At 40.3% G+C, this 25306-nt stretch carries 19 protein-coding genes; 14 read left to right on the top strand and 5 right to left on the bottom strand.

The genetic code is table 11. From position 1 onward, the window contains the following. Positions 1-52: 52 nt before the first annotated feature. Positions 53-922, top strand: coding sequence for a phospholipase A (locus ACRWQN_RS17075; protein WP_434931965.1), 870 nt, complete (start codon positions 53-55; stop codon positions 920-922). 480 nt (positions 923-1402) lie between these two features. After that, positions 1403-3382, top strand: coding sequence for a TonB-dependent receptor domain-containing protein (locus ACRWQN_RS17080; RefSeq protein ID WP_434940692.1), 1980 nt, complete (start codon positions 1403-1405; stop codon positions 3380-3382). Positions 3383-3561: 179 nt separating this feature from the next. Here ACRWQN_RS17080 and ACRWQN_RS17085 read toward each other — a convergent pair whose 3' ends face one another. Both ACRWQN_RS17085 and ACRWQN_RS17090 read right to left on the bottom strand, forming a co-directional pair. Beyond that, positions 3562-3810, bottom strand: coding sequence for a DUF3297 family protein (locus ACRWQN_RS17085; protein ID WP_434939056.1), 249 nt, complete (start codon positions 3808-3810; stop codon positions 3562-3564). Between the two features lie 338 nt (positions 3811-4148). Then, complete coding sequence (locus ACRWQN_RS17090) at positions 4149-5660, bottom strand: cytochrome-c peroxidase (RefSeq protein WP_434939058.1); 1512 nt, start codon at positions 5658-5660, stop codon at positions 4149-4151. Positions 5661-6057: 397 nt separating this feature from the next. Between ACRWQN_RS17090 and ACRWQN_RS17095 the strand changes: the two genes are divergently transcribed. The 9 genes from ACRWQN_RS17095 (at position 6058) to ACRWQN_RS17135 (ending at position 14932) form a co-directional block, all read left to right on the top strand. Beyond that, entirely contained in the window at positions 6058-7884 is a 1827-nt protein-coding gene (locus ACRWQN_RS17095; protein WP_434939060.1) for a S8 family serine peptidase, read from the top strand. A 149-nt stretch (positions 7885-8033) separates the two neighbouring features. After that, complete coding sequence (locus ACRWQN_RS17100) at positions 8034-8165, top strand: DUF7661 family protein (protein ID WP_434940693.1); 132 nt, start codon at positions 8034-8036, stop codon at positions 8163-8165. A gap of 30 nt (positions 8166-8195) precedes the next feature. Continuing rightward, the gene (locus ACRWQN_RS17105) at positions 8196-9269 is read left to right on the top strand and encodes a DUF2157 domain-containing protein (protein WP_434939061.1); all 1074 of its coding nucleotides are present in this window, start codon (positions 8196-8198) and stop codon (positions 9267-9269) included. Beyond that, a complete protein-coding gene (locus ACRWQN_RS17110; protein ID WP_434939063.1) occupies positions 9262-10404 on the top strand; it encodes a DUF4401 domain-containing protein in 1143 nt (380 codons plus the stop codon). Before ACRWQN_RS17105 ends, ACRWQN_RS17110 begins: the two co-directional genes overlap by 8 nt. Further along, on the top strand, positions 10391-10879 hold the full coding sequence (locus ACRWQN_RS17115; protein WP_434939065.1) for a GDYXXLXY domain-containing protein: 489 nt from the start codon (positions 10391-10393) through the stop codon (positions 10877-10879). Before ACRWQN_RS17110 ends, ACRWQN_RS17115 begins: the two co-directional genes overlap by 14 nt. Before the next feature lie 235 nt (positions 10880-11114). Next, the gene (locus ACRWQN_RS17120; protein WP_434939067.1) at positions 11115-11939 is read left to right on the top strand and encodes a hypothetical protein; all 825 of its coding nucleotides are present in this window, start codon (positions 11115-11117) and stop codon (positions 11937-11939) included. Positions 11940-12068: 129 nt separating this feature from the next. Continuing rightward, positions 12069-13262, top strand: a complete 1194-nt coding sequence (locus tag ACRWQN_RS17125) for a serine hydrolase domain-containing protein (RefSeq protein WP_434939069.1) — start codon at positions 12069-12071, stop codon at positions 13260-13262. A gap of 184 nt (positions 13263-13446) precedes the next feature. Further along, positions 13447-14448: a GGDEF domain-containing protein gene (locus ACRWQN_RS17130; RefSeq protein WP_434939071.1), complete on the top strand. Its 1002-nt coding sequence runs from the start codon at positions 13447-13449 to the stop codon at positions 14446-14448. A gap of 25 nt (positions 14449-14473) precedes the next feature. Next, positions 14474-14932 (top strand): nuclear transport factor 2 family protein, encoded by a 459-nt coding sequence (locus tag ACRWQN_RS17135; RefSeq protein WP_434939073.1) that lies wholly within the window; start codon positions 14474-14476, stop codon positions 14930-14932. Positions 14933-15020: 88 nt separating this feature from the next. On the opposite strand, the gene trxC is transcribed toward ACRWQN_RS17135, so the two are convergent. Both trxC and ACRWQN_RS17145 read right to left on the bottom strand, forming a co-directional pair. After that, entirely contained in the window at positions 15021-15443 is a 423-nt protein-coding gene (gene trxC, locus ACRWQN_RS17140; protein WP_434927100.1) for a thioredoxin TrxC, read from the bottom strand. 201 nt (positions 15444-15644) lie between these two features. After that, the gene (locus ACRWQN_RS17145) at positions 15645-17882 is read right to left on the bottom strand and encodes a winged helix-turn-helix domain-containing protein (protein ID WP_434939075.1); all 2238 of its coding nucleotides are present in this window, start codon (positions 17880-17882) and stop codon (positions 15645-15647) included. Positions 17883-18287: 405 nt separating this feature from the next. Between ACRWQN_RS17145 and ACRWQN_RS17150 the strand changes: the two genes are divergently transcribed. Beyond that, positions 18288-21212 carry a TonB-dependent receptor domain-containing protein gene (locus tag ACRWQN_RS17150; protein WP_434939077.1) on the top strand — a complete coding sequence of 975 codons (2925 nt, stop codon included), beginning with the start codon at positions 18288-18290 and terminating at the stop codon, positions 21210-21212. Positions 21213-21826: 614 nt separating this feature from the next. Beyond that, positions 21827-23038 (top strand): porin, encoded by a 1212-nt coding sequence (locus tag ACRWQN_RS17155; protein ID WP_434939079.1) that lies wholly within the window; start codon positions 21827-21829, stop codon positions 23036-23038. Positions 23039-23169: 131 nt separating this feature from the next. Here the strand turns inward: ACRWQN_RS17155 and ACRWQN_RS17160 are convergent, their stop codons facing one another. Continuing rightward, on the bottom strand, positions 23170-23595 hold the full coding sequence (locus ACRWQN_RS17160) for a CBS domain-containing protein (RefSeq protein ID WP_434939081.1): 426 nt from the start codon (positions 23593-23595) through the stop codon (positions 23170-23172). Between the two features lie 385 nt (positions 23596-23980). Here ACRWQN_RS17160 and ACRWQN_RS17165 point away from each other — a divergent pair, with 385 nt between their 5' ends. Next, positions 23981-25279 carry a diguanylate cyclase gene (locus ACRWQN_RS17165; RefSeq protein ID WP_434939082.1) on the top strand — a complete coding sequence of 433 codons (1299 nt, stop codon included), beginning with the start codon at positions 23981-23983 and terminating at the stop codon, positions 25277-25279. Positions 25280-25306: the final 27 nt, after the last annotated feature.

Here is a 25306-nt window from a genome sequence, read left to right on the forward strand (position 1 = left end):
TGATAGGAACACTCTTAACGGACTAGTGACAATGAGACCTCCAAAACTTTTGATGGTACTGCCCTTAGTCGCAGGTTTTTTCTCTTTTTCTTTACTTGCTGAAGACTCACTGCTTGATGAGCGAGTAAAAGATGAGTTAGCCACATCTGAAAAACCTTTTGTACTGACTCCCCACAGGCCAAACTACATTTTACCTGTGACATACCAGTCACGGACTAACAACACACCTTTTAAGGAAAAATATCCTGACGAAGATATCCAAGTTGATGATCTTGAAGCCAAGTTCCAAATTAGTTTCAAATTTCCACTTTGGTATAATATGTTTGGTGATAATGGCCATTTATTTTTTGCCTATACCAACCAATCTTATTGGCAGCTATACAACAAAGAGGTGTCATCACCCTTTCGTGAAACTAACCACGAACCGGAAATGTTCATGTTATTTAACAATGACTGGAAAGTGGCAGGCTTAACAAATTCTTTTTGGGGATTTGGCGCGGTGCACCAATCAAATGGACAAGCTGATCCCTTGTCTAGAAGTTGGAATCGTCTTTATGGCACCATGGTATTTGACCGCGGCCCTTTTGCTTTAGGCATAAAAGCCTGGTGGCGTATTCCTGAGGATGAAAAAGCCTTCCCAACCGATACAAAAGGGGATGACAACCCAGATATCGATGACTATATGGGTCATGTTGAAGTCACCGGGGTTTACGGTTTAGATGAACACAGATTCACTATGTTACTGCGAAATAATCTAGCAAGTGATAATAAAGGCGCTGTCGAATTAACCTGGAGTTATCCCATCATAGGTAACTTGCGTGTTTATACCCAGTACTTTAATGGCTATGGCGAAAGCTTAATTGATTACAACCACCATAACCAGCGCATCGGTATTGGTGTGGCATTAAATGATATTTTGTAAAAATGAGTAGTGTAAAATTAACAGCACTCAATAAGCAGTTAATGCCACTCATTTAAGCACTTTGCTTACATAAATAGGCCTCAGAGTTGTTGCTGAGGCCTATTTATTTATGTATCTGTATTATCGCAAGTTGCAGACAAGCACTGGATTCACTTTCATTATTACATTTTATTCCTCTGTGAAAATCATCTCCATTGAGTTTACTAAACAGTCAATAACGCTGGCTGCGCCGTAATTAACGCTGTGTTTGACGTTCCAGATAGAACTCATATTACCGATCGTAAGAAAGTGCTGATTCTATTATTCCCCTCCGCTCACTTCTTTTTACCATTTCGCTAAAAATCTTTACATAAAGTTTACAAGCTTAGGTGACATGTCTCCTTGAACCCTCAAACAATAATAATTATCATTCGCGTAAATTATTATTATGAGAAATACCCTATGCCTACTTTTAGATCTCCTGCTAAAGTTTTACCACCCATTCAACACTGTGCATCGATCCCCAATCGACTTTCCCATCAGCACTTTGCACGGTCATTGTTAGCCTGTGCCATAACATGCGGCTTGCTCATACCTTCCACCTTAGTTCTTGCTAACGATGCCCAGTCAACACCGGCGAAAGATAAGATTGAACGTATGGTGATTACTGCAACTCAAACCCAGCATTCAGAGTTAATGGCTCCTGCATCTGTGTCTGTGGTCACAAGGGAAGAGTTAGATGAATTAGTCATAGATGATTTAGCCGATGCAGTGCGTTATTTACAAGGCGTCAATATTAGCGAAGGCACGCCATATGGACGCAATGAAATCAGTTTGCGTGGACTGGATTCTGACTACACCCTGATTTTAATTAATGGCAGACGCATCAACTCACGCGAAGCGTTAACTTCAAGTTATGGTAACGATTTTGATTTATCTTCCATCCCAATGTCGGCTATTGAGCGCATTGAAGTAGTACGCGGCCCTATGTCATCTTTATACGGTTCAGAAGCATTAGGCGGGGTTGTTAACGTTATTTTGCGTCAACCGACTCCAGAGTGGCAAACCAGTGTTGGCGTACAGTACGATACCCCTACAAGTGGTGACGGTGGTGATACTACTGCTTATAATCTGTATACCAGCGGCGCGTTAATCAAAGACAAGCTTTTAGCTAACTTGATAATAGACAGCAGTGAACGTGATGCCTGGCGCTCAGACTTAAAACCTAATGTCGATGCACTAGAGGATAGAAAGAAAATCAGTGTATTAACAAATCTGCAGTGGCTTATTAGCGATGAACAAAATTTACAATTAGACCTGAGTTACGCCGACGATGACCGTGAATCTGATTGGAATAACTGGGGTACTATTCTCACCAACTATCAAGCGGCTGAACGTATTAGCAGTGGTTTGAGCCATAATGGTCATTGGAATTGGGGTGACACCCGTTTACGTTATTATCATGAAAAGGTTGATGTTACTGATCACTCCGCATTAATTAGCGAAATCGGCTATATTACTCAAACCAACGATACTGTCGATGGCCAAGCCACGGTATTAGTGGGAAACCATATGCTAACCGGTGGCGGTGAATATCGCTGGACTCAGCTAGATAACACGCGCAATATTTCAGGAGATGGTCAATTAGACGATACGCAGTCAGCGCTGTATTTACAGGATGAATTTAGCTTAGGCGAACTGAATATTACCTTAGGTGGTCGCGTCGACCATCATGACATTTACGGTACACAATTTAGCCCTCGAGCATATTTAGTTTATAGCTTAACATCGGATTGGGTCATTAAAGGTGGCGGTGGCAAAGCGTTTAAGGCGCCTAACATGTCACAATCTCAACCTGATTACATCATCCCTGCTTGTCGCGGTGCCTGTAATGTCATAGGTAATGCTGACTTAGAAGCTGAAACCTCAGTTAACTATGAATTATCGACGCAATATCAAACCGATACATTTGGCGGCACCCTAACTTATTTCCATAATGATGTTGAAAATAAAATCATCACAGAGTCCTGGAACCGCACACCGGGCGCAGTACTTACCTATCACAACGTAAACCAAGCAAAAATTAACGGCTGGGAAGCCAATGCTTGGTATGATCTGACTCAAGATTTAAGCCTAAACGCGAATTACAGTAAAACTAACGCCGAAGACAAACAAAGTGGCGATCCGTTTACCTTAACCCCAGAAGAAAGTTACAGCGTGCAGGTCAAATGGCTTGCTCTTGAAGGGTTATCAACCTTCGTGGGTTATCATTACACGGGTGAACAATATCTGCGCACCAAAGTGAAATCAGAAGGCTATGGCAGCGTGGATTTAGGTGCTCACTACCAAATAACACCTATGTTTACTGTAAAAATGGGGATGACTAACTTATTAGATGAAGAACGCGATCAAGTAGCAACTGATCTTGATTACATCCAAAAAAGTCGCAGCGTTTATGCTGGTATAAGAGCCAACTTCTAACGCTTGATGAAGCTGGTCTTGATAGAGCTAGGACTTGATTAAATCAGGAAACAGCTCACAAAAGCAGCGTGAATTTCACCCCAAAAAAAAGCGAACCCATGGGTTCGCTTTTTTATACATTCAATAATTAGCTGCAATCATCACTAGCACATTCACTAGCGACAAAAATAATACTCAGATTACTTATAAAATGCTTCAACTTTACCTTTCATCGTCATCGTCAATGGTTGGCCACGGCGATCTAACGCTTTGCCAGCTGGGACTTTTACCCAACCTTCACTGATACAATACTCTTCAACATCAAAACGCTCTTTACCGTTTAAGGTAATGCCAATTTCATGTTCAAAAATAGCAGCCACATGGTGTGGGCTACGTGGGTTAACGCTTAAGCGATCTGGTAAAGCAGGTTGTGAAGTTGTATCGTTCATAGTCGTTGTCTGTTGTGAATAAAGCGTGCGTCATTGTAGGCAATACACGCTTGATGCTCAATAGCGGCAGCGATAAATGTGATTGCTAAAGCCATTTAGGTGAAGATAATAACCGTATCAAACAGGTAAATGTTTTGAAAATGGCTTGTTCACCCCGACTTTTTAACCCGAGCGGCGGTTATTTATCTTAAAACTCCCACGACACATCGATATACACTTTAACTAAGGTGGCGTTAACTCAAGGTTAAACATTGCAGTTTTTATCCACTGAATAAGACCGATATCAATAAAAAAACAGGGGTTATATAGACCCCTGTTTTTTATTGCGCTAGTGATTATTACTGGCTGAATTTAGCCTGTAACCTTAAACCATCGGGATCGGCTATTGCATCATTAGGTACCCATTTATCTAAACAGGCATCTGTTGCTGTATTAGCAATACACTTATCTGTCAGGGTATTTAAAAATGCCATCAATTGAGATACTTGCTCATCACTTAACATAATATCTTCAATAACATTATCTACTCCTGCAACTCTATCACTGATTAGCTGATCAATAGCCTCTTGGGTGTTTTCAGCCATGTTATTGGTTTGTACACCTACCTGAGTCACGTTATCCGATACCGAATAGTTGGTTACCGCAGTTTCTGGATTCAAATGATGACGCACAACTGCTTCTAAAGATGAATACGCACCATTATGCCCATAAGGTAGCGTCACGCTCACATTCAATAATGAAGGGGTTCTGAAGGCAAATTTATCAGTTGCCTGCTTAGTCACTTTAAAGCGTCCAAAATCATTTGTGCCAGTCACACCATCCCCTTTGCCTCGGCCAATTTGTGGCATAGCAATATTGTAGTACAACTCATCAGTGAAAAAATCACCACTGTGGCAACTTGCACAATTCGCCCCACCTTCAGCTTGAGTGGCAAAAAACAATTTAGCGCCATTTTTAGCAGTAATATCGATAGCATCATCATCACCTGCTACAAAGTCACGCCATGGGTTGTCAACAAACACCTGCGAACGTTCATATTCACCGATCGCCTGAAACACATTCGATTTGTTAATTAGCGACTCAGCAGTTCCTGCTGCATCTTCAAAACCTAACTGAAAGGCAGCTAACCATTGATTTGTGGTTAAATCTGCATTATCACCTCTCAATCTAGCAACTAAGTAATCTCTTATACCTTCATTGGTTAAATCACTTTTATGATGGCCTTTCATCTCTTCATTTGAAGTCACCGGAAAACGCGCTTGAGCGGCGGCCAAGTTCAACGCTTGAGGATCTGGCGTTTCTCTGTTTGCTGAGTCTGGAGTAAGTGTTTGCGTGCCACTGCCATTGGTACCGACTGTGCCTTCAATACTTTCAATTCGACCATCATGAAATATGGTTTTATCCCATAAACCTATGTTAAACGTGGTGGGTGCATTACGTGGCACTGTTGGGCCACCATCAAAATGTGTCCCATCTGAACGGTGTTCACGCTCCGCCCCAAGTAGTTCAGGATCTATCGCCTCAACACCTATTGATAAAGCTAATGCATCTCCGCCCCCCAAAGCAGGATGATGGCAACTCACACAGGCAACATCCATTTCGCCGCTCAACGCTTTACTAAAAAACAATTGCATACCTAATGTGACTAAAGGGGTGCCGACTTGAGGTAAATCACGACCACTACTCGGGTCGCCCGTTAATGCTAATTTGCTAACTAAACTTCTTACATCTTGAGTCACTTTGCTGATCTGTGCAGCCGATGAGTCATCCTTTTTATTATTATCATTACAACCGCCTAATAGAATTAAGCTCGCTATTGCTATAGCGTTAAGTTTGAAATGGGTTGGCATATATGTTTTCCGTTGGATGAGTGGACAGATCTGAGTATAACCACGCCCACTTGTTAAGCAAATGTTAAATGGTGTAACAAAATAATTCTTAAAAAATTAATGACTTATTTATAAAAACAATCGCACAATTAATCACAAAAAACACATAAAGCACTGAAAAGAAGTAACTCTTTAAAAATTAACCTTATAAAACAACACTTCATAAACTCATGTGGATATTTTAAAATTTGCATAAAAGTATTTAAAGCAATATCAAGTTAAAAAATTGTTAAAATAATACCTTGTGCTACTTTCTACTGAGTTAGATAGAAAGACTTTAAATAATATGTACTATCAAAGCTTGCAAAGACAGGCTGATGTAGTGGTGGTAAAAACAATAACTAAAAAGAGAAAAACAATGAAATTATCTATACTTTCAAGTGCAATGTTAGCTCTAACTGTAGGCGTTTGTGCCTCATCACAGGCAGCAGATGATCGTTATGTCATTCAAGTAGATCAACAAAAAAAAGGCATTGTTAAAGCCTTAGCAAAGCAGTTAGGCGCGCAAATCCATGTTGATGGCGGCGGCTTTATCGCTGCTACATTTAGTGGTAAAGACTTAGAACAAGTAAAAGGGCTATTAAATAATCCCCACGTTAAACTTGTTGAATTAGATCAACCACGTCATTTAATGTCTGTATTTGCTGATGACAGCGGCAACCCAATGGCCCAGCAAATAACACCTTATGCGGTATATCAATCACAAGCTAACCAAGTCACCTTTAACCCTAATGCAGGCATTAAAGTGTGTATCATCGATTCAGGGTTAGACCGTAGCAATACTGATTTTGAGTGGAACAATATTTCCGGTGATAATGATTCAGGCACAGGTAGCTGGGATGTTAACGGTGGCCCACATGGTACTCACGTAGCGGGAACCATTGCAGCAGCAGATAATGGTTTTGGTGTTGTCGGTATGGCGCCAGGTGTCGATTTACACATCATTAAAGTATTCAATGAAGCAGGCTGGGGCTATTCATCAGATTTAGCAAAAGCGGCAAATTTATGTAGTGCAGCGGGTGCTAAAATCATCAGTATGAGCCTAGGTGGTGGCGGTTCTAACGCCACTGAATCAAATGCATTTAAAGCGTTTACTGACGCAGGTGGTTTAGTCGTTGCCGCAGCAGGTAATGATGGTAACAATGTGCGTTCTTACCCAGCCGGTTACCCATCAGTGATGATGATTGGTGCTAATGATGCTAATAATAACATTGCCGATTTTTCTCAATTCCCAACTTGTACCTCAGGTAGTGGTCGTCGTGCAACTACAGATGAAACCATTTGTGTTGAAGTCACCGCCGGTGGCGTAGACACCTTATCTACTTATCCAGCAGGCATGGCTACAGCATCTTCGTTAACTGCAGATAACGCATTTGTTGCTTCTTCTGCAATGGAAAATTCTGGCAATGTCACTGGCTCAACTTATTATATGGGTACAGCAGAAGCGGTAGATAGCGGCGCAAATGGTAATGTATGTATTATCGATCGTGGCGTTATTTCTTTCTACGATAAAGTAGCAAACTGTGAAGCATCTGGTGGTGTTGGCGCAGTGCTTATTAATAATGCATCGGGCATGCTTTACGGTACATTAGGTGATGCTAACGCAACTTCAATCCCTGCAGTTGGTGCAGCGTTTGAAGACCGAGCAACTTTACTTGCGGCATCAAGTGTTAATATTAATATTGGTACATCTGATTTTGGCTTTATGAGCGGAACGTCAATGGCGACACCTGCGGTTTCAGGTATTGCCGCATTAGTTTGGTCACAGCACAATGAATGTACCGGTACTGAAATTCGAAAAGCACTTAAAGCAACCGCTCAAGATGCTGGCGCGTCAGGTAAAGATGATTACTTTGGATACGGTATTGTTAAAGCTGCTGCAGCGCATGCGTATTTAACGGCTAATGGTTGTGCAGGCGGCGTAACACCTCCACCTACTGGCGGCGATATTACTTTAAGCTTGAATGGCGTGAAGAGTAAAGGTGCTAAGTTTATCAACTTAAGCTTTGCTGGATTGTCAGGTAACAATGTCGATGTTTATCGTAACGGCACTAAAGTCACCACCACCGCCAATGATGGTGCTCACACCGATTCATTAAACACCAAATCAACCCTTAACTACACTTACAAAGTTTGTGAAGCCGCTACTGCTACCTGTAGTGCTGACAAATCAATCACTTTCTAAGCATCATAATTAATGGCGCAAACGACATAAAGTAAGCGCCATTTAATAATATAAAAAGCCAGGAAGCTGGCTTTTTTTTATGCCATAAATCTATCCATTGAATCAAAAATTCACTACGTCCAATCAAATAGGCATACTTTTAGATGATTATGATTGCTATATTGGCCATTGTTTTTCATTATGAGCATAGATCACCAAGGAGTTTCGCCAAGCAATATTTAGGTGATATCTACCATGAATGGGCCACAATGGGTCACCCAAAAATCGTCAAACAGTGTTAATCATCCGCGGCATAATTCCAAGGAAAAGGAATGATAATCAGAAAACGTTCAGAAATATGGCAATGGTTTACTGAGGGTAAAATAGCCCCCAACAATCTTAACGCCGCCATGCTAGTCGCCTACCCTTATCCCAATGAACACAATTGGCTGCAACTCATCTCTAATTTAGTGTTATTTGTTGGCATTTTATTGCTTGGGGCTGGGGTAATATTTTTTATGGCATTTAATTGGGATGCGTTAGCCAACCTGACTAAATTTGCGATGATTGAAAGCTTATTTGTCGTCTTTATTGGCGGGTTTTATCTCGCTAATGGTGTAGCAAATACCTCAAAACCACCTAAGTTTAGTGCGCTAAACGCAGGCTGGAACTTACCCAACGCCATGTTATTAGGTGCCAGTATCATGGTCGGCGCACTACTCGCATTAGTCGGGCAAACCTATCAAACAGGTGCTGATCCCTGGCAGTTGTTTGCCCTGTGGGCTGTGTTCATTTTACCCTTTGCTGTTATCGCAGGGTTTGATCTGTTGTGGCTACTTGTTGCGGTGTTGTTGAACGTCAGCTTGGGCATTTACTTTGATTCATTCTCACATGTGTTTGGGCTATTACTGGAAGATATTCAAATTATTGCCATTTTTGGCTTAGTTAATTTATCTATTCACCTACTATTTACCCTTGCTCGCAAGCTAACATGGCAAGCTCAGTTACGTTTTCAGTGCCCAGCAGTTGAGGCCACCAGCTTATTAGCAAGTATTGTCAGCTTAACTTGGCTGATGATTTGGGTTATTTTTGATTTCAAATCCACCGTCAACTTGGGTTACTACTGGTTACTGTATTTAACGATAATGGCCGCTATTTTTGGCTGGTATCGTTACCGTTCGCCTGCGCTTTACCCACTCACCTTAGTATTTACCAGCCTCTGCGCGACCATAGTGTCACTACTATCAAGGGGCTTATTTGAAAGTCATGATCCCATCGGGATCTTCTTATTGATTGCCATGATCATTGTCGGTCTCACCAGCGGCTGCTTATATTGGCTAAAGCAAATACAAACAGAGTTCACCGCAAAAGCCCAACTTAGTCATAAGGATGCCAGCGATGAGTAAGCCAACAAATAGCCCAGCCCAAGGGTCGCAAGCACAATTATGGCAATCACTATTTAATCAGGGACTGGTTGGCAACGACATAGCACCTGATACTCCGTTATCAAGTCCCTGGTATATTATAGGTGCCCAAATTATTGGCGGTTGGATAGCAGCCTTGTTTATATTGGCATTTGTATTAGCGAGTATTGCCTCTGTCGGCGACAAGGAACTGTCGATACTGGTGATGGGTATACTCATTACACTTGGCTGTGTAACCTATTATCGCGTGGGTAAAAGTAATCAAGAGTTTGTGCTGCAAATGGTATTCGCCTTCAGTATATCTGGCCAACTTATGCTACTTTGGGGAATTTACGACGCGCTAAAACATACTGATGATGGCATCATAGCGTTAATGTATGCTCTGGTTTTTGCCTTACATTGGTGGCTTATTCCGCACAAGGCCAACCAATTTATCGCTGCCATAGCAATGGTACCCAGCGTGCTAGCGATATTGGCAATTTACCAACTCAGTCAACTTATTCTGCCGCTGTTAATTGTCAGTTTAATGCTAGTGTGGTCGCAGCTTTATCGATGGCCACAGTGTTATCAACGTCTGCGCGTATTAGGTTACGCCCTGAGCCTTAATTTACTGTTTGCTAACTTTGCCTTGTCAGATATGGGCCGATGGATCGACCTTCCCGAAGTACTGATGGCATTTGACGCCCGCTTTAGTCAATACCTTGCTGTTGCTATGGTACTGTTATCTGCACTGTGGTTAATCCACCAAGTATTTAATCAGTTAAGCACCCAGCCTATTGAGCTAACAAACACAGCACAGCTTAGCCGAGTTAAATTTATCGCCATCTTAAGCGCAATATTAATCAGTTTATTATCCATTCCCATGGCGGGGATAAGTACAGCGTTATTGATGCTGTTATTAGGTTACTTCTACAATGAACTCAAACTCCTTGCACTTGCCATCTGCGCATTAGTTAGCTTTATCGGCCTATATTACTACTCGCTGCACATTAACTTATTCGACAAATCATTATGGTTAATGGCCAGTGGTGTGGTGTTATTGCTGATCCGCTTGACGATGGCTTTATCGATTGGCAAAACAATCGCAAACAAGGAGCTACGCCATGACCTTAAGTAAAAGCGCGATTGGGGTGACACTCAGTGCTTTAGCCATATTGGCACTAGTAAACTTCAGCATTTATCAGCAAGAACAGCAGCTTGCCAACGGAGATATTGTGGTATTTGAACTGGCGCCCGTCGACCCTCGCTCGTTAATGCAGGGCGACTATATGGCACTCAACTACCAAATAACCAACCAAATTAACCTAGCAAATGACCTAGAAAACCATGATGGTTTGTTTATCGTTACCCTAGCACAACATCAACTGGCCCAATTTGAAGCCCTTTACCAAGGTCAAACCTTACAGCCAAATCAACAGTTAATTCAATATCGGGTGCGAAGCGGCAGAGTAAAACTCGCCAGTAATGCTTTTTTCTTTGAAGAGGGCCGAGCAGAAGAGTTTGCTAAAGCCAAATATGGCGAGTTTAGGGTTAACCCTGCGGGAAAACTACTGCTGAGTAACATGTTAGATAAAGACTTTAAGCGAATTTAACACCGCTCGCCAGAAGTACAATAGCTGATGTTAAATCCACTAAATTTACAATGAATTTCTTCAGCCAAATTTAACTTGACCCGAAACAGTCCCAGATCCGAATAGCGCTACACTTAGTTTATTAAAAATTGTTCGCTCAAACAGACAAACATGAGGTTGGATTAAGGCAAGGCCGCAGGTAAACTACAGACTATTTTATACCTTTGTTTTAACTGTATTTTAATTAAGGATGATGATGATATTTATAAGTCATTTTATTGGTACTGTCGTTGAAGGAATGATGGACAGCAAAACAGAAAAGCTATTGGAAACAATCCTACCTGTTTTAAAAGAAAGCAATTGGGTAAGTAAAGATGTCGATGAAGACATTGAACCAAACGAAGTGGCCGAGCACATTAGAGCACATGCTGCTGATCGTATTGTGATGTTTGACTGTGAATGCATTGAAAACGATGATGATTATGCAGGTCTGCTGGCGATGTTTGTTGAGAACGCCAAGCTAAGCGATAAAGTATCTGACATACAATCTAGTTACATTGACAATCAAGCCACCATTTCATGTACGGTTGATGGCAAAGTCTTAACAGGCGCGTGGTCACAAAAATCTGACTGGGTTGAAGCTGAGTTTTTTACTTTTACCAATGCCCTCTTTAGCGAACACTTTAACCTGCATTTCTCTGTTCTACCCAGTGAAGATCAGTGTGCTGAATGTATTCTATTAGACGCTGAAAACGGAAAGGTTCTCACTGAATTTTTTGAACGAGTATCAGGTAATTACGATCCCGATGAAGTGTCAGGTAACACCATATTACTGACTATTTTCACCGCTGTTTCCGGCTTGATCATTTTCACCATAATAGGTTGGTTTCTTGTCGGCTTCTGGCCTAGCTTCGGGGGCAACTTATTGTTCTGGCTAATTTTTACGGTGTATTTCTCATTCAAAACCGTCAATAACCAAGAAGAGCAAGAATTGCTTGAAGAAAATCTACAACAAAAACCTGAGCTGATTGGCCAAATGGTTGTTGATATAGTGGACGATCTTAAAAAGCACAAGAAATAAACCTGATAATAGCGCCCGCTATGCACACAATAGTGGTTAACGCTTCTCTCACAGCTAACCATTTGATTTATGTTTCGCATGACGGTAAGTTATTGTCAGTAAATAAATTTAATCCATTTGGGGTCATCAATGTCGTCTTTGTTAAAGTTCATCAAAAGTGCTGTTTTAAGCATTCTTGTTGTTATCATCATTATTGTTGGATTTAATTGGCAAAGCGTTAATCGCTTGTACAGCGTGATCACCCTATTTGATGATGCCTTAATCGTCGATAATTTTTCACACATGAACGATATCTTTTTTAACCAGAAAATTAACCAACATGGCGAGCCTTCTGCCTTTGGCGTTAACTTAACGCCTTTACCAGAGACGTTTAACTATCGAAACCAAACAACCCACTCAAACGAGTTTCTCACGCGGCGGGCAACAACGGCATTGCTGGTGCTTAAAGACGACAACATTACCTACGAGCAATACTTTTTAGGCACCCAAAGTGATGACAAACGCATCTCCTGGTCAATGGCGAAATCATTTGTATCGATACTATTCGGTATGCAGGTTGATGCAGGCAAAATTGATATTGAAAAAAGCGCCGATTTTTATCTACCGGAACTAGCAAGTTCTGGTTATGCCAATGTGAAAGTAAAACACGTTTTACAAATGTCATCCGGGGTTAAGTGGAATGAAGATTACCAAGACTTCTATTCTGACATTAATAAAATGGGTCGTGTGCTGGCCATTGGTGGTTCGTTAGATAAAATGACTAGTGAGCTGGTTAATCAGTCCCCTCCAGGTAAAGTGTTTCGTTATGTCAGCATGGATACCCATGTCATTGGCATGATTACAAGACGAGTATCCGGCAAATCATTAGTTGAGCTTTTACAGACCAACATTTGGGACAAAATAGGCATGCAAAGCGATGCTTACTGGCTTACTGACTCCCAAGGCTCAGCATTTGCATTAGGCGGCTTGAATGTTACTACTCGCGACTACGCCCGCTTTGGCCGTTTACTGCTTAACAACGGCGCATATAATGGTCAACAAATCGTCTCACAGCCTTGGATAAAAGCAGCCACCACAGCACAAGCCGATTACCTGCAACCGCAAGCTGACAAACTTGGTTATGGCTATCAAATATGGTTACCACCCGGCGCTGAAGCGGGTGAGTTTTTTTGTGTCGGGGTCTACGGCCAATATATTTACATCAATCAGCAACACAATGTCGTCATCGTCAAAAATAGCGCAGATTTAGGCTTTCAAGACAGCTTAATCTCTAAGCATGAAACTATTGCCTTTTTCCGGGAAATTGTCGCGTCACTGGAGTAGCGTGTTCGATAAGTGCTAGCCACAACAGCTGGCCCATAGACTAATAAATGTAAATTAAAATCAATTGATTACCAAATAAAATAATTGGTTTTTAGGCATGTTTTTTTAAGTTTATTCACTCAGTTTTTCAAATAAAAGCTATGATGCAATAATATAAAAACGACTAATTTGACATGGATACGTTATGCATATAATAAAGTTGGATAAAACCTATCGGCTTAGAAAAAAAGTGTTAATAGGCACCTGCTGTGTATTGAGTGTCATTGGTTTATTTTTAGGTCTATTTAACTTATTTAGAGAAGCCAGCAATCCAGTGTTAGCGGCTTTTCAGCTAATGTACTCTTTGCTATCTCTTGTAGTAATGCATCGTGCTTTAAATGAACGCCATCAACTTTGGCAAGTGCATCTATACGTTTATAGCCTTACAGCATTGATTATTTTTGCTGTTTATATCGCAGACTTAAACAGCTTTCGGTTTTGCTGGGCGCTGGTTATCCCTTTGCTGTACTTTCTTATACTGGGTAAAAAAACAGCCGCTATTCCTACCAGTATTTTGCTGCTGTTTTCAGTGTTCGATATCAGCGTAAAGTCGGAAGTGATTTTCCCATCTATGCTAATTAACTTTGTATGCAGTTATCTTATTGTGTGGATCGTATCTTATGTATATGAAACGAACAGAGAGAACTCAGAAAGAGAGTTACAAGAGTTAGCCTTGCTTGACCCTCTTACCCAAAGCTATAACCGTTTGGGTTTATCAAAACAGTTCCAAGAAATGTCAGAAAAATCTAATACTTCAATGTTTATCTTGTTATTAGACCTTGATTACTTTAAAGAAATAAATGACAACTATGGCCATGAAGCTGGGGATATTATCCTTAAAGAATGTGCCTCCCAAATTCGTCTTATCGCCAATCATCACTGTACTTTTAGAATAGGTGGCGAAGAGTTTTGTGTCATAGTTGAAGCTGAAGAATTAGCCGAAGCATTAGCGTTAGCGGAATCTATTCGGCTAAAAATTAGTCAACATAAATTCAAATTTGAAGATCAGGTATTGCCCATAACCTTAAGTATAGGCATAGCCAAATTTGAAGCAGAAATGACGCTATCTAGTGCGCTATCACAAGCAGATGCACAGCTCTATGAAGCTAAACACTTAGGTAGAAATAGGGTTGCTTATCAAGAGTGATGGGCACGACTCTAGGAATCGAAAAATGACCAAGATCGCCTTAGTTTTATTAGTATTTGTCTCAATGACAGCAGTTGCTGATGACCTAATACTTACAGACAAAATGAAAGCCCTAGATACAGAGGTATTTGAATCATTTAATCGTTGTCAGAGTCCAGATGAGCTGGAAAAACATGCTAGTTTTTTTGCATCTGATGTTGAGTTCTATCACGATAATGGCGGGGTAACTTGGGATCGTGACAGCATGATAGCCAACACCAAAAATAATGCATGTGGTCATTACAGCCGAAAACTGGTTGAGGGGACTTTCAACGTACATTCGATTAAGGACTTTGGCGCCATCACTGAAGGGGTGCATATTTTTTGTCAAAGTAAGACGAATGAATGTGAAGGTAAAGCTAAGTTTGTGATGGTTTGGCACAAGGTTGACGATAAGTGGCAAATTACTCGAGTATTAAGTTACGGCCACAGCGAGAATGACTAACCTGAACTAGACTCGCCGTAACAAAGCGCGACATCTTATTGTCGCGTTTATGATTATCTCAATATTGGCCTATCAAAAACCTAAAAGCCTATTTTACTGACTCTAGCCATTGGTTGAATGCTGATGCTGGCATAGCACCTGATTGCTGTGCAATTATTTTGCCTTGCTTGAAGACCATTAAGGTTGGGATAGATCGAATATTGAATTGAGCCGCTAATGCTTGCTGCTCTTCTGTGTTAAGTTTACCAAAGCGAAATGTGGGCTCCCATGTTTTAGCTGCTTGAGTAAATACTGGGGCAAAGCTTTTACAAGGACCGCACCAACTGGCCCAAAAGTCGACCACTAATGGCAATTCTGATTTGTTCGCATGGTAGCTAAAGTTAGCCGCAGTAAGCTCCATCGGCTCGCCCACAAATAGGCTTTGCTTACACTTACCGCAAGTAGGTTGTTGTTCAAGGCGATCCTGTGGCACGCGATTTAAAGTATCGCAATGGGGGCAAGCTATGATCATGTTTAGTCCTTTCTAACTTCATTATTGGCATAATAAACAATACAATCTAAGTACGAAAAATTATAAAAAATGGTTTAAAAAATTACCACTTGAGGTGCTATTCATCAAAAATATGCCCCCTATAATATCTCTTGAAAGCAGATGAAACTCATCAATAAACCATTCAGATATAAAATTCAGTTAAAGTCGACGGCACTATTTTCAGTGCATCAAGATTTTACTGACATCGGATTCATCGCGTATCTGCCGCTGTATTAAAATATTGAGTGACGATGAAATCGAGAAAATAGGTGCATCTGTAATGTTAAAATAATATACAGGCTGCTTAATCCCGGTTTTCAGATTCAATTTCTCTATATGCAATTTATCCTGACTGATAGGCATGTAGTAAAGAAACTCATTTTCTATTTGCCACATTCCTTGGCCGCTGTTGGCCTCAACGCCTAAATAGTCAATTTTGTGGGTAGCTAAGTTATATACACCAATATCGCTGCTGTTATGCTGACTGAAATATAATTTTTCATCCACTATTTGAAAGTGAGCAATAGAGGCGGGCAAGACAACCTCATTCTGAGTATGGTTACTCAGATTATAAAAGGTTAATTCATTATTATTTTGGCCTTTTAAAACAGCTAATTCTGTATTATTTACCCACCCGATTTGTTGTGAGTTAAGCATATCGATTTCGGTTAAATTAGCATCATCAAATGAATAAATTACAATAGCGCGCTTGGTCGTCATCACAATATGTGAATCATCAGGTGACCATTGTATTGGCTTTATTAATAGTTCGTGTTCTGGCAATGGTATTTTGCTAATCGAACTATCATTACGACTTAACCAGACTTCATTGCTTCCAGTTCTATTACTAAAAAAAATAAACTGTTCAGAATGATGAGAAAAAACAGGCATAAATTCGTCTCGCGATGATATTGCCACCGGCTGCTCATTACCATCACTTGCAACCTTGATCAAATTAGTGCGAGTTTGACCATGACTAACATAAATATTATCGCCATCTACAGCATTGAGTAATGTAATGTCCTTTATGTCGGTTACGACTTCTGTTCGAGCCATACCTGTTGAATCAGTGGTAAATAACTGCCCAGATTCTAACCACATAAAGTTACCATTATCTAACCAAAGTACGGCATTAATGTTTACACCAGGAAGTATGATACTGCGTTGAGCGATTAATGATGAATTAGAAAACACATTTAACTGCGTTTGGTTGTTGATTAAATTACGACTCAGCAGCGCTATTTCATCACCGCTAGGTGAAAATTGAATGCTAATAAATTTTAAGTGCACATCAGAAAATGCTCGACTGACACTAGGTGGTTGTTGAGGTAAATTAACATCAATAGTCATGGTACTAATGCCTTGGTCTTCTGTCGCAGTCACAATTTGTATTGTGGAGCTATTGATCCAACGTTGATTAACCACATTGCCCAAGCCGCATGGATACTGTTTTAGCAGGGCTAAAGAATGAAAATCAAACACATTAAGTTGGCACCCTCTCAAGTTTAAACGTTCATTTTTACGCAAAAAAACACTCATGTATTCTAGATTAGGCGACAATTTAGGAAAACGAATAGTGTCTGCACTTTTATGTAAAACAGCTTGTTTTTCGTTATGCTTATTATTGGCAATGACAGTATATTCAGGCCCATCTCTATTGATATAAACAACCCAATCTCGCGATGTACTGGTGTCATATTCAGCACCTGGTAGGTAAGTATATGCCTCACTAGTTAATTGCTGAGTTTTACCCTTTAACCATGTTGAAATTGATGATGCAGATAATACTGTTATTGATCCTATAACGAGTAGCAGTAACATTAAGCTTGTGATAAAACGTTTTTTTGTGTTGGATGGATTATCAGCTTGCTCACTGTCTATACTAACCGATGTTGAATTTGATATAGCTGTTGAATTTGATATAGCTGTCGGATTTGGTATAGCTGTCGGATTTGGTATAGATATTGAATTTGATATAGCTGTTGGGTTTGATATAGCTGTTGGGTTTGATATCGCTACCAAAGGAGAAAGCACAGTGTTTTCTGATGTTTTATCTGGTGCACTTTCGAACGCGATTAGATTGTCTGCTTCAACAACCTTCACACACAGGCGATAACCTGTACGAGGTAATGTTTGTATGTATTCAATGTTTGGATCTAACTGCGCAATAACTGCACGTAACTGTGATACCGCTCTATTAATGGCATTATCACTGACAATTCTGCTCTGCCACACATGAGTTATCAATTCTTCTCTATTGACAATTTTATGATGACTACGGCAAAAATAGTACAGTAACTGAAATGATTGAGGCTTAAGTTGGACAAATTTATCCGCATGTAAAGCGAGAGTTTGTGTTGAAAAATCTAACGTTAAGCTATTTATTTTATAATTTTTATTTGCTAACAGCATATCCATTCCGTCGCCACCCAGTGCAATAACAATCCTTTGTTAAATCATATGAAATCAGTAATAAATCACTTTTCACTCATTATATTCGTTTACGTATTTGTTACTCTCGCATGTCAACAATGGATAAACAAAATAATTGACCTGTTCCATCTTTATTGTTGTACCTGGATATTTTCAAGCGAGCCGCGTGCTCGCTTTTTTTTTTAGATAATTAACAATGGCGGCGATAATAGCAAATCAATAACAAAAATCACCATATATCACAATCTAATCACCAAAAATCACCAAAAAATCACCTTTTGATTGTTGTTTGTCACACTCCGTTAACAGATGCTCTGCGCAAGCCAATTGAAAGTGCATTGGACCCAACAAACAACAAAAATAAAAATGGTTATCAGGGAGTATTACCACATGAAAAAAACACAAATGGTGCTAGCAATTAAAATGGCACTACTTGGTGTAACTGTTTCTTCTTCGGGCATAGTGTATGCCGCAGAGGGTGCAGAAGGCGCAAACAATAAAGTAGAACGTATCGCTGTGACTGGTTCTCGTATCAAACGTACCGATTTAGAAACCGCACAACCATTGTTAAATATCAGTCGTGAAGATATTGACCGTTCTGGTTTAAGTAGTTTATCTAACCTACTTAAAGAAGTGTCGACTAACGGCGCCTCACTAGGTTTACAAACCAACAACGGCAACACAGGTGGCGCGGCAACGGTTAGCTTACGTAACTGTGGTTCAGCAAGAACACTCGTGTTAATTAATGGCCGTCGTTGGATCCCGCAATTAGGTGGTAACGTTGACGTATCAACAATTCCATTAGCTGCGGTTGAGCGTATTGAGATATTAAAAGACGGCGCAGCAGCAAACTACGGTACGGACGCAATCTGTGGTGTGGTTAACGTTATTACTCGTAATGACTTTGAAGGCGCTGAATTTGCCGGCACAATCGGCGGCTACGAGCAAGGCGGTGGCCAGCAAGAAACGGCTTCTATTACCTTAGGTAGTCAAGGTGAAAAAACCTCTATTTTAATGAACGTAGCTTACACTCAACAGCAAGAAATTTTGGGTGGCGAACGCGATATTTCTTCTGTGCCTATTTATAACCTTCCAGCTAATATTTCTGGTTCTGGTGGCCGTGCAAGTCCAACAACACCTTATGGACAATATACCGCCACTGTTGATGGCGTTAAAGGTTCGTATACGCTAGACCCAAACAAACAGGGTTGTGTTGCTAATCAAGACTGTACCAGCGTAGGTGATTTTAGACTGTATGATCGTCTTAACGACGGTTATAACTTTGCGCCCGTAAACTACGTGCAGCAGCCTTCTGAAACAACTAGCTTATACTTACAAGCAGCACATCTGTTAAGTGATGATATAACCGCTAAAGCAGATGTAATGTACTCAAAAAGAAGTTCTGAAGCACAATTAGCTGCACAACCTATGGGCGGTTTAGCGATTTCTAAAGATTCGACTTACAACCCATTTGATCAAGACATTATTGGCGGTTCATTCCGTCCTATCGTTGCACCTCGCTCATTTTCTGCAGATGTCGATACATGGCGTGTAAGTGGTGGACTTGAGGGAGATTTTGAACTGGCAGATCGTTCTTTTTACTGGGATGCATTTGCCGCATTCTCTGAAACCAGCTCTGTATTCTTAAAAAATGGTTTCTTTGATACTAACAAGGTTAAAAAAGCATTAGGTGCGTCAAGCATTACAAATGGCGTAGCAACCTGTAATGGTGATGCAGCGTGTGTGCCATTAAATATTTTTGGTGGTCCAGACGGTGTTACCCCTGAAATGCTTAAATACATTTCAGTATCGCCTCGCAACTTAGCGCCGCAATCATTGCACAACTACGGTGCCAGCCTTGGGGGAGATATAGTTGAGCTACCAGCGGGTATGCTAGCTATGGTTGCAGGTGTTGAATATCAACGCCATGCGGGTTATGACTCACCAGATCCTTTAACCGTTGCGGGTCAAGTATTAGGTGACAATGCGGCACAACCTACTGAAGGTGGTTTCTCGGTATCGGAAGCATTTGCTGAAACCGCTATTCCACTTCTAGCAGACCTACCGTTTATTAAGAAAATAGAGCTTAATGCTGCGGTACGTGTATCGGATTACTCAAACTTTGGTAACACAACCAACCCAAGCTTTAAACTAACTTACTCACCAAATGATGACCTGATGTTCCGCGCGAGCACTAGCGACGGTTTCCGTGCGCCATCGTTAACTAACTTATACAGTGGTCAAAATGATTCTCGCCCATCGGCGACCGACCCATGTGATATCGACTCTGTTGCTTATACTAACTCTGCGCAAACGCGTGCAAACTGTTTAGCCGCTGGCGTAAGCCCATCGTTTAAACAAAAAGATCCACAATTCCGCGCGAAAGTGGGTGGTAACCCAGAGTTACAACCAGAAACATCGACTTCAAAAATTCTTGGCTTTGTGTATAACCCTAGTCAAATTGAAAACCTAGGCTTAACGTTAGATTGGTATAACGTACAAATTGAGAACGCTATTGGTACTAACACGGCGCAATCTATTGCTGACCGTTGTTACATCCAAGGTATCACCCAATATTGTGGTTTAATTAGCCGCGATATGGTTGGCACGTTAAATGGTAACCCAGGTGAAATATCAAACTTATTAGCATTATCTCAAAACTTTGTTGGTGGTCTTGAAACCGAAGGTTATGACTTAAATGTCACTTACCAGTTCACTACTTCTATTGGTGAATGGCAAGTTAACTGGGACTCAACTTATGTTGATTATGCCGGTGACATAGGTAAACCAAATCGTGGTGAAGTAAACGTTGATGGTAATATCTCAGACGGTAATTATGTTGGTAAGTTAACACCTGGCGCATCAGGCGGCGGCAGTGAGTTCAGAGTTAAATCTAACTTAACATTAGGTTGGAATAATGATGATTTCTTCGCTTCGGTAACGGCTCAGTTCTTATCTAAGCAAACCGAAAACTGTTCTAACGTTATTACCGTTGCAACTGGTTTAAACCAACCTGAACTACGTGATTTATGTAGTAATCCTGACAATATGGCAACAAGTTATGCCTTTAAACCAGGTACTACTGAAGTGGTTGCCACTGAAGTATCTGCACCAGAAAATGAACTATCTCCAACAGTTTATTTTGATACTCAAGCGGGTTGGAATACGCCATGGGAGAGCACTGTATCTGTAGGTATTCGTAACCTATTCGATAAAGAGCCACCACTAGCATACTCAGCCTTTGCTAATACTTACGATCCGTCGTACCGTATTCCTGGTCGCTACTTGTATGCTTCATTCAAACAACGCTTCTAAACTTAGCATCATGACTTTAAATAGGTATTGTTAAAGTCATTATGTGCAAAAAAGACCCTTTTTAGGGTCTTTTTTATTGGCTAAATAATAAGGTATTTCTTGGGCCTGTTGATATTTAAAAGCTCAATTTGGGCACGGATGGGTAACTCTTTATATTATCACTTGATCCCGTTAGCCAAAAAGCCACAATGAAAGCCACAATGTTGGCGCAAACATCACCGCAATAAGCGCAACTATTGGGCTGATAAACTGAGCAACACGGTCAACTTATTTGGGTACCAATAATCCTAAGCTAGCATGAAGTTAATCACTCTATTGATTCAAAGAATAAATAGAGTGATTATTTAACCTTATTTATTTCTCTATCCCTACACTGCAAAAACAATGTTATTTCAATGTAACTATTGTTCCCACCGTGTTTCAATGGTGTTTTTATAGCATTTAATTCTGTTTATCATCGGTTAATGGGTTAGAATTTGTGATGTTTATCGCCTGTAATCATGTTTTTTGTCTTGGAGGGATTGCGCATCCTTTGCTAATCTCAAATTCAACTAACAAAGACATAAAATCACGAGGTGCAGCTTGCCGCCTCAAATTACAAGGTTAACCACCCAATGAAAACCACACTTTTAGCTACCGCGCTTTCAGCACTGTTTATCGCCCCGACAGTTTCAGCTATAGAAATTTATAAAGATGATAAAAATGCTGTCGAAATTGGCGGCTTTGTTGACGCCCGAATCATTAATACTCAGGGTGAAACTGAAGTGGTTAATGGCGCCTCACGTATTAACTTTGGTTTTGATCGTCAATTAACCCATGGCTGGAATGCTTTTACTAAATTAGAGTGGGGTGTCAACCCTGTTGGTAACAGCGATATTGTTTATAACAACCGCTTTGAATCTGTCCAAGATGAGTTCTTTTATAATCGTTTAGGTTATGTGGGGCTTGAGCATGACAACTACGGTACGCTAACCATAGGTAAGCAATGGGGTGCCTGGTACGATGTGGTTTATAACACTAACTACGGTTTCGTTTGGGACGGTAATGCCGCTGGCGTATATACCTATAACAAAGATGATGGCGCTGTAAACGGTGTTGGCCGTGGTGACAAAACCGTTCAGTATCGCAATGCTTTTGGTGATTTCAGCTTTGCCGTTCAAACGCAGCTTAAAAACAGCAGCTTCTATACTTGTGATACAAGCGAAGAAATTAGCCAGGCTGATTGTGAAGCGCTATTTCAAAATGGTGACAAAGCAGCCCAGCAAGTTGACTTTAACTACACCTATGGCGGCTCTGTAACCTATAGTGCAACCGACATGCTAACATTTACCGCTGGTATTAACCGTGGTGAGTTTGATGTTCAATTTGGCAATGGCGAACAGACAACCGCTATCGATCTTATTTACGGTGCAGGTGTCACCTGGGGCAACTTTGACAATAATGGCCTTTATGCTGCTGCTAACTATAACAAACAAGAAAACCATGACACTGATAACATAGGTCGTTTAATCAAAGACGCCTACGGTGTCGAATCATTGTTATCATACAAGTTTGAAAACAGTTTACGTCCATTCATATCGTATAATATTTTAAATGCCGGTAGTAACTATGTTATTCAACCTAACTTTAACGCCGATCCAAACGACGTGTTTAAGCGCCAGTTCGTGGTAATGGGTTTACACTATGTATGGGATACCAACACAGTGTTATATGTTGAAGGTCGCAAAGATTTCAGTGACTTTACTAGCACAGATCAAGAACAAGAAGCCAGAATGTCGCTATCAGAAGAAGATGGTATCGCCATAGGTATTCGTTACACCTTGTAATAGATTACATCTGTAGCTCAATATTAAATAAATAGCCCAGTTTTAAACAAACAGTTCAGAACTAAACAAGAAGCCCGAAGTGAAAACTTCGGGCTTCTTTAATAAAATCAAACAAATAAAAAATAGTTAACTTACTTTTGCGTCAACAATAGCCGCTGGCACAATTTAACAAAATCCGACGAGGTAACAATACCTAGCACCTTGTTTTGATTATCAACCACAGGTAAGCAGCCTAACTTGTTATCAATAAAATATTGCACAACCACTGTTAGCGGTTCATCTAGGCCTAACTTTTCTGGATGATTTTCCATTACATCTGCAATCGGGGTATAACGCTCTTTTCTATCTAACGCGCCTTGGCCATATTTATTAAGCATGGTTAACACACTGGCAATCATCCTTTTGTGTGTCAGCATTCCTATAAATTGGCCATTCGTTTCAGAAATCACTGGCAGATGGCGAACATTACGACTTTGCATCAGCTCATGGGCATCTTTAAGGCTGGCCTCATTCGAAATACAAACAGGATTTGGGGTCATGATATCGCATACTTTCATGGTATTACTCCTTTACCGATTTATGCTTAAAGATTAGTCAAAATAATACTCAATAGCGAGAGAAAGCGCTGTCATAGTATTTAAAAATAACCGATTAAATAAAAAAGCTGCTAAAAATTAACCTCATCATAGCCATCTACATAATCAGACAACAATAAACTGATGAAAAGCATCTTAGATATTCAAAGAATAGAGTAACACGAAGGAATTAGTCGGTTGTGTTTAACAAATAGAACCAATACACTTTCAGACATATAAAGCGGCATGATTATGTTGATCATGGCAGGTCACATTTGCACACGCTATTTGTAAAGTAGTTGCAATTTCATCTAACACAAAAAGTTTATGCTTGCTTCATTGCATTGCAACTCTTGTAAGGTTAATCATGGCAACACCACCACAAAACAAGCAAATTAACATCAATAAATTAATTGAAACACCACAAACGGGTGTAATAAGACTTGATAGAAATTTTGCTATCGTCGCCATTGATGATGTAATTGAAGCGTTATTGCTCTTATTCTTACCAGTAAAACCAATCAAACAACCACTTGGCGAAAGTCACCTATGTGGAAAACAATGGCTTGATATCATAGGCCCGCTTCAAGCCTCGCCACAAGGCACCCCCTGGTTACAAGCTAATCAAACCCAGTCTGATCAAACATCACAGTTAAAATTAATCAATAACCAAATTGATATGACATTATCTTTGCGTTATTCACCTGTATTTGATCATCACAGCAACCTACTTGAAATGCTGATATTTATTGTTGTTGCTAAATCAAAACAGCAAATTGAAAAAGATCTAAAAAATGAACAAGCCTTTTACCGTGCAGTTGTAGATGATATGCCTGCCTTAATATATCGCTACACCACAGAAGGTATAGTCACCCTAGCCAATGCGGCAGTATGCAGTTATTTTGGCGCAAAAGCGGATGATATTATAGGAATGAGTATCTATGATGTTATGGATGCTGAAAATATCGACAGGGCTAAAAATCACCTAGCCAGTATTACAGTTGAAAACCCAATTTTGGCGCATGAACACAGTGGTACTGACAGTGTTGGAAACAGAAAATGGTTTCAATGGACCGACAGATTAATTCTTTCAGATGACGGCCAGCCACTCGGTTATCAAGGGATTGGACTTGACCTAACAGAACGAAAAATGTACGAAGAAGAGCTATTAGAGTTAGCATCTACCGATATGTTAACAGGCTTATTAAATCGGCGTCAGTGCATTCTTTTGGGTAAGCAGGCTTTACTTAGTTGCCGACAAGAAAATCATTCATTCTCATTGTTAATCATAGATCTCGATTTATTTAAAAACGTCAATGACAGTTTAGGCCATCTTGCTGGCGACCATGTTTTGCAAAAATTTGCGGCTTTATGTACCAATATACTTGATGAAAGTAATATTATCGGGCGTTATGGTGGCGAAGAATTTATCATAATATTACCGAAAACTAATCTTAAACAAGCACTTGTAATTGGCGAAAATCTACGCAAAAAAGTTGAAGCAATGGAGATTAGCTTAGATAAACATCAATTCAACATCACCATTAGTGTAGGAATAGCCGCCAGTAATGACAGCTTACCTAACTCACTCAACAGCTTGCTTGCAAGTGCTGATGAAGCACTTTACAAAGCTAAAGCGACGGGTAGAAATAAAGTAGCATACTAAGCGAGCACTCATTAGCAGTGAGTGTCA

It is taken from the genome of Shewanella sp. HL-SH8 (genome assembly GCF_051165765.1).
Classification (GTDB): domain Bacteria; phylum Pseudomonadota; class Gammaproteobacteria; order Enterobacterales; family Shewanellaceae; genus Shewanella; species Shewanella glacialimarina.

What these genes read in the sequence shown, in the direction of transcription:
- ACRWQN_RS17075 (WP_434931965.1), top strand. Translation starts at nt 53, where the DNA reads ATGGTACTGCCCTTAGTCGCAGGTTTTTTCTCTTTTTCTTTACTTGCT.
- ACRWQN_RS17085 (WP_434939056.1), bottom strand. Translation starts at nt 3,810, where the DNA reads ATGAACGATACAACTTCACAACCTGCTTTACCAGATCGCTTAAGCGTT.
- ACRWQN_RS17090 (WP_434939058.1), bottom strand. Translation starts at nt 5,660, where the DNA reads ATGCCAACCCATTTCAAACTTAACGCTATAGCAATAGCGAGCTTAATT.
- ACRWQN_RS17095 (WP_434939060.1), top strand. Translation starts at nt 6,058, where the DNA reads ATGAAATTATCTATACTTTCAAGTGCAATGTTAGCTCTAACTGTAGGC.
- ACRWQN_RS17100 (WP_434940693.1), top strand. Translation starts at nt 8,034, where the DNA reads ATGATTGCTATATTGGCCATTGTTTTTCATTATGAGCATAGATCACCA.
- ACRWQN_RS17105 (WP_434939061.1), top strand. Translation starts at nt 8,196, where the DNA reads ATGATAATCAGAAAACGTTCAGAAATATGGCAATGGTTTACTGAGGGT.
- ACRWQN_RS17110 (WP_434939063.1), top strand. Translation starts at nt 9,262, where the DNA reads ATGAGTAAGCCAACAAATAGCCCAGCCCAAGGGTCGCAAGCACAATTA.
- ACRWQN_RS17115 (WP_434939065.1), top strand. Translation starts at nt 10,391, where the DNA reads ATGACCTTAAGTAAAAGCGCGATTGGGGTGACACTCAGTGCTTTAGCC.
- ACRWQN_RS17120 (WP_434939067.1), top strand. Translation starts at nt 11,115, where the DNA reads ATGATATTTATAAGTCATTTTATTGGTACTGTCGTTGAAGGAATGATG.
- ACRWQN_RS17125 (WP_434939069.1), top strand. Translation starts at nt 12,069, where the DNA reads ATGTCGTCTTTGTTAAAGTTCATCAAAAGTGCTGTTTTAAGCATTCTT.
- ACRWQN_RS17130 (WP_434939071.1), top strand. Translation starts at nt 13,447, where the DNA reads ATGCATATAATAAAGTTGGATAAAACCTATCGGCTTAGAAAAAAAGTG.
- ACRWQN_RS17135 (WP_434939073.1), top strand. Translation starts at nt 14,474, where the DNA reads ATGACCAAGATCGCCTTAGTTTTATTAGTATTTGTCTCAATGACAGCA.
- trxC (WP_434927100.1), bottom strand. Translation starts at nt 15,443, where the DNA reads ATGATCATAGCTTGCCCCCATTGCGATACTTTAAATCGCGTGCCACAG.
- ACRWQN_RS17145 (WP_434939075.1), bottom strand. Translation starts at nt 17,882, where the DNA reads ATGGATATGCTGTTAGCAAATAAAAATTATAAAATAAATAGCTTAACG.
- ACRWQN_RS17150 (WP_434939077.1), top strand. Translation starts at nt 18,288, where the DNA reads ATGAAAAAAACACAAATGGTGCTAGCAATTAAAATGGCACTACTTGGT.
- ACRWQN_RS17155 (WP_434939079.1), top strand. Translation starts at nt 21,827, where the DNA reads ATGAAAACCACACTTTTAGCTACCGCGCTTTCAGCACTGTTTATCGCC.
- ACRWQN_RS17160 (WP_434939081.1), bottom strand. Translation starts at nt 23,595, where the DNA reads ATGAAAGTATGCGATATCATGACCCCAAATCCTGTTTGTATTTCGAAT.
- ACRWQN_RS17165 (WP_434939082.1), top strand. Translation starts at nt 23,981, where the DNA reads ATGGCAACACCACCACAAAACAAGCAAATTAACATCAATAAATTAATT.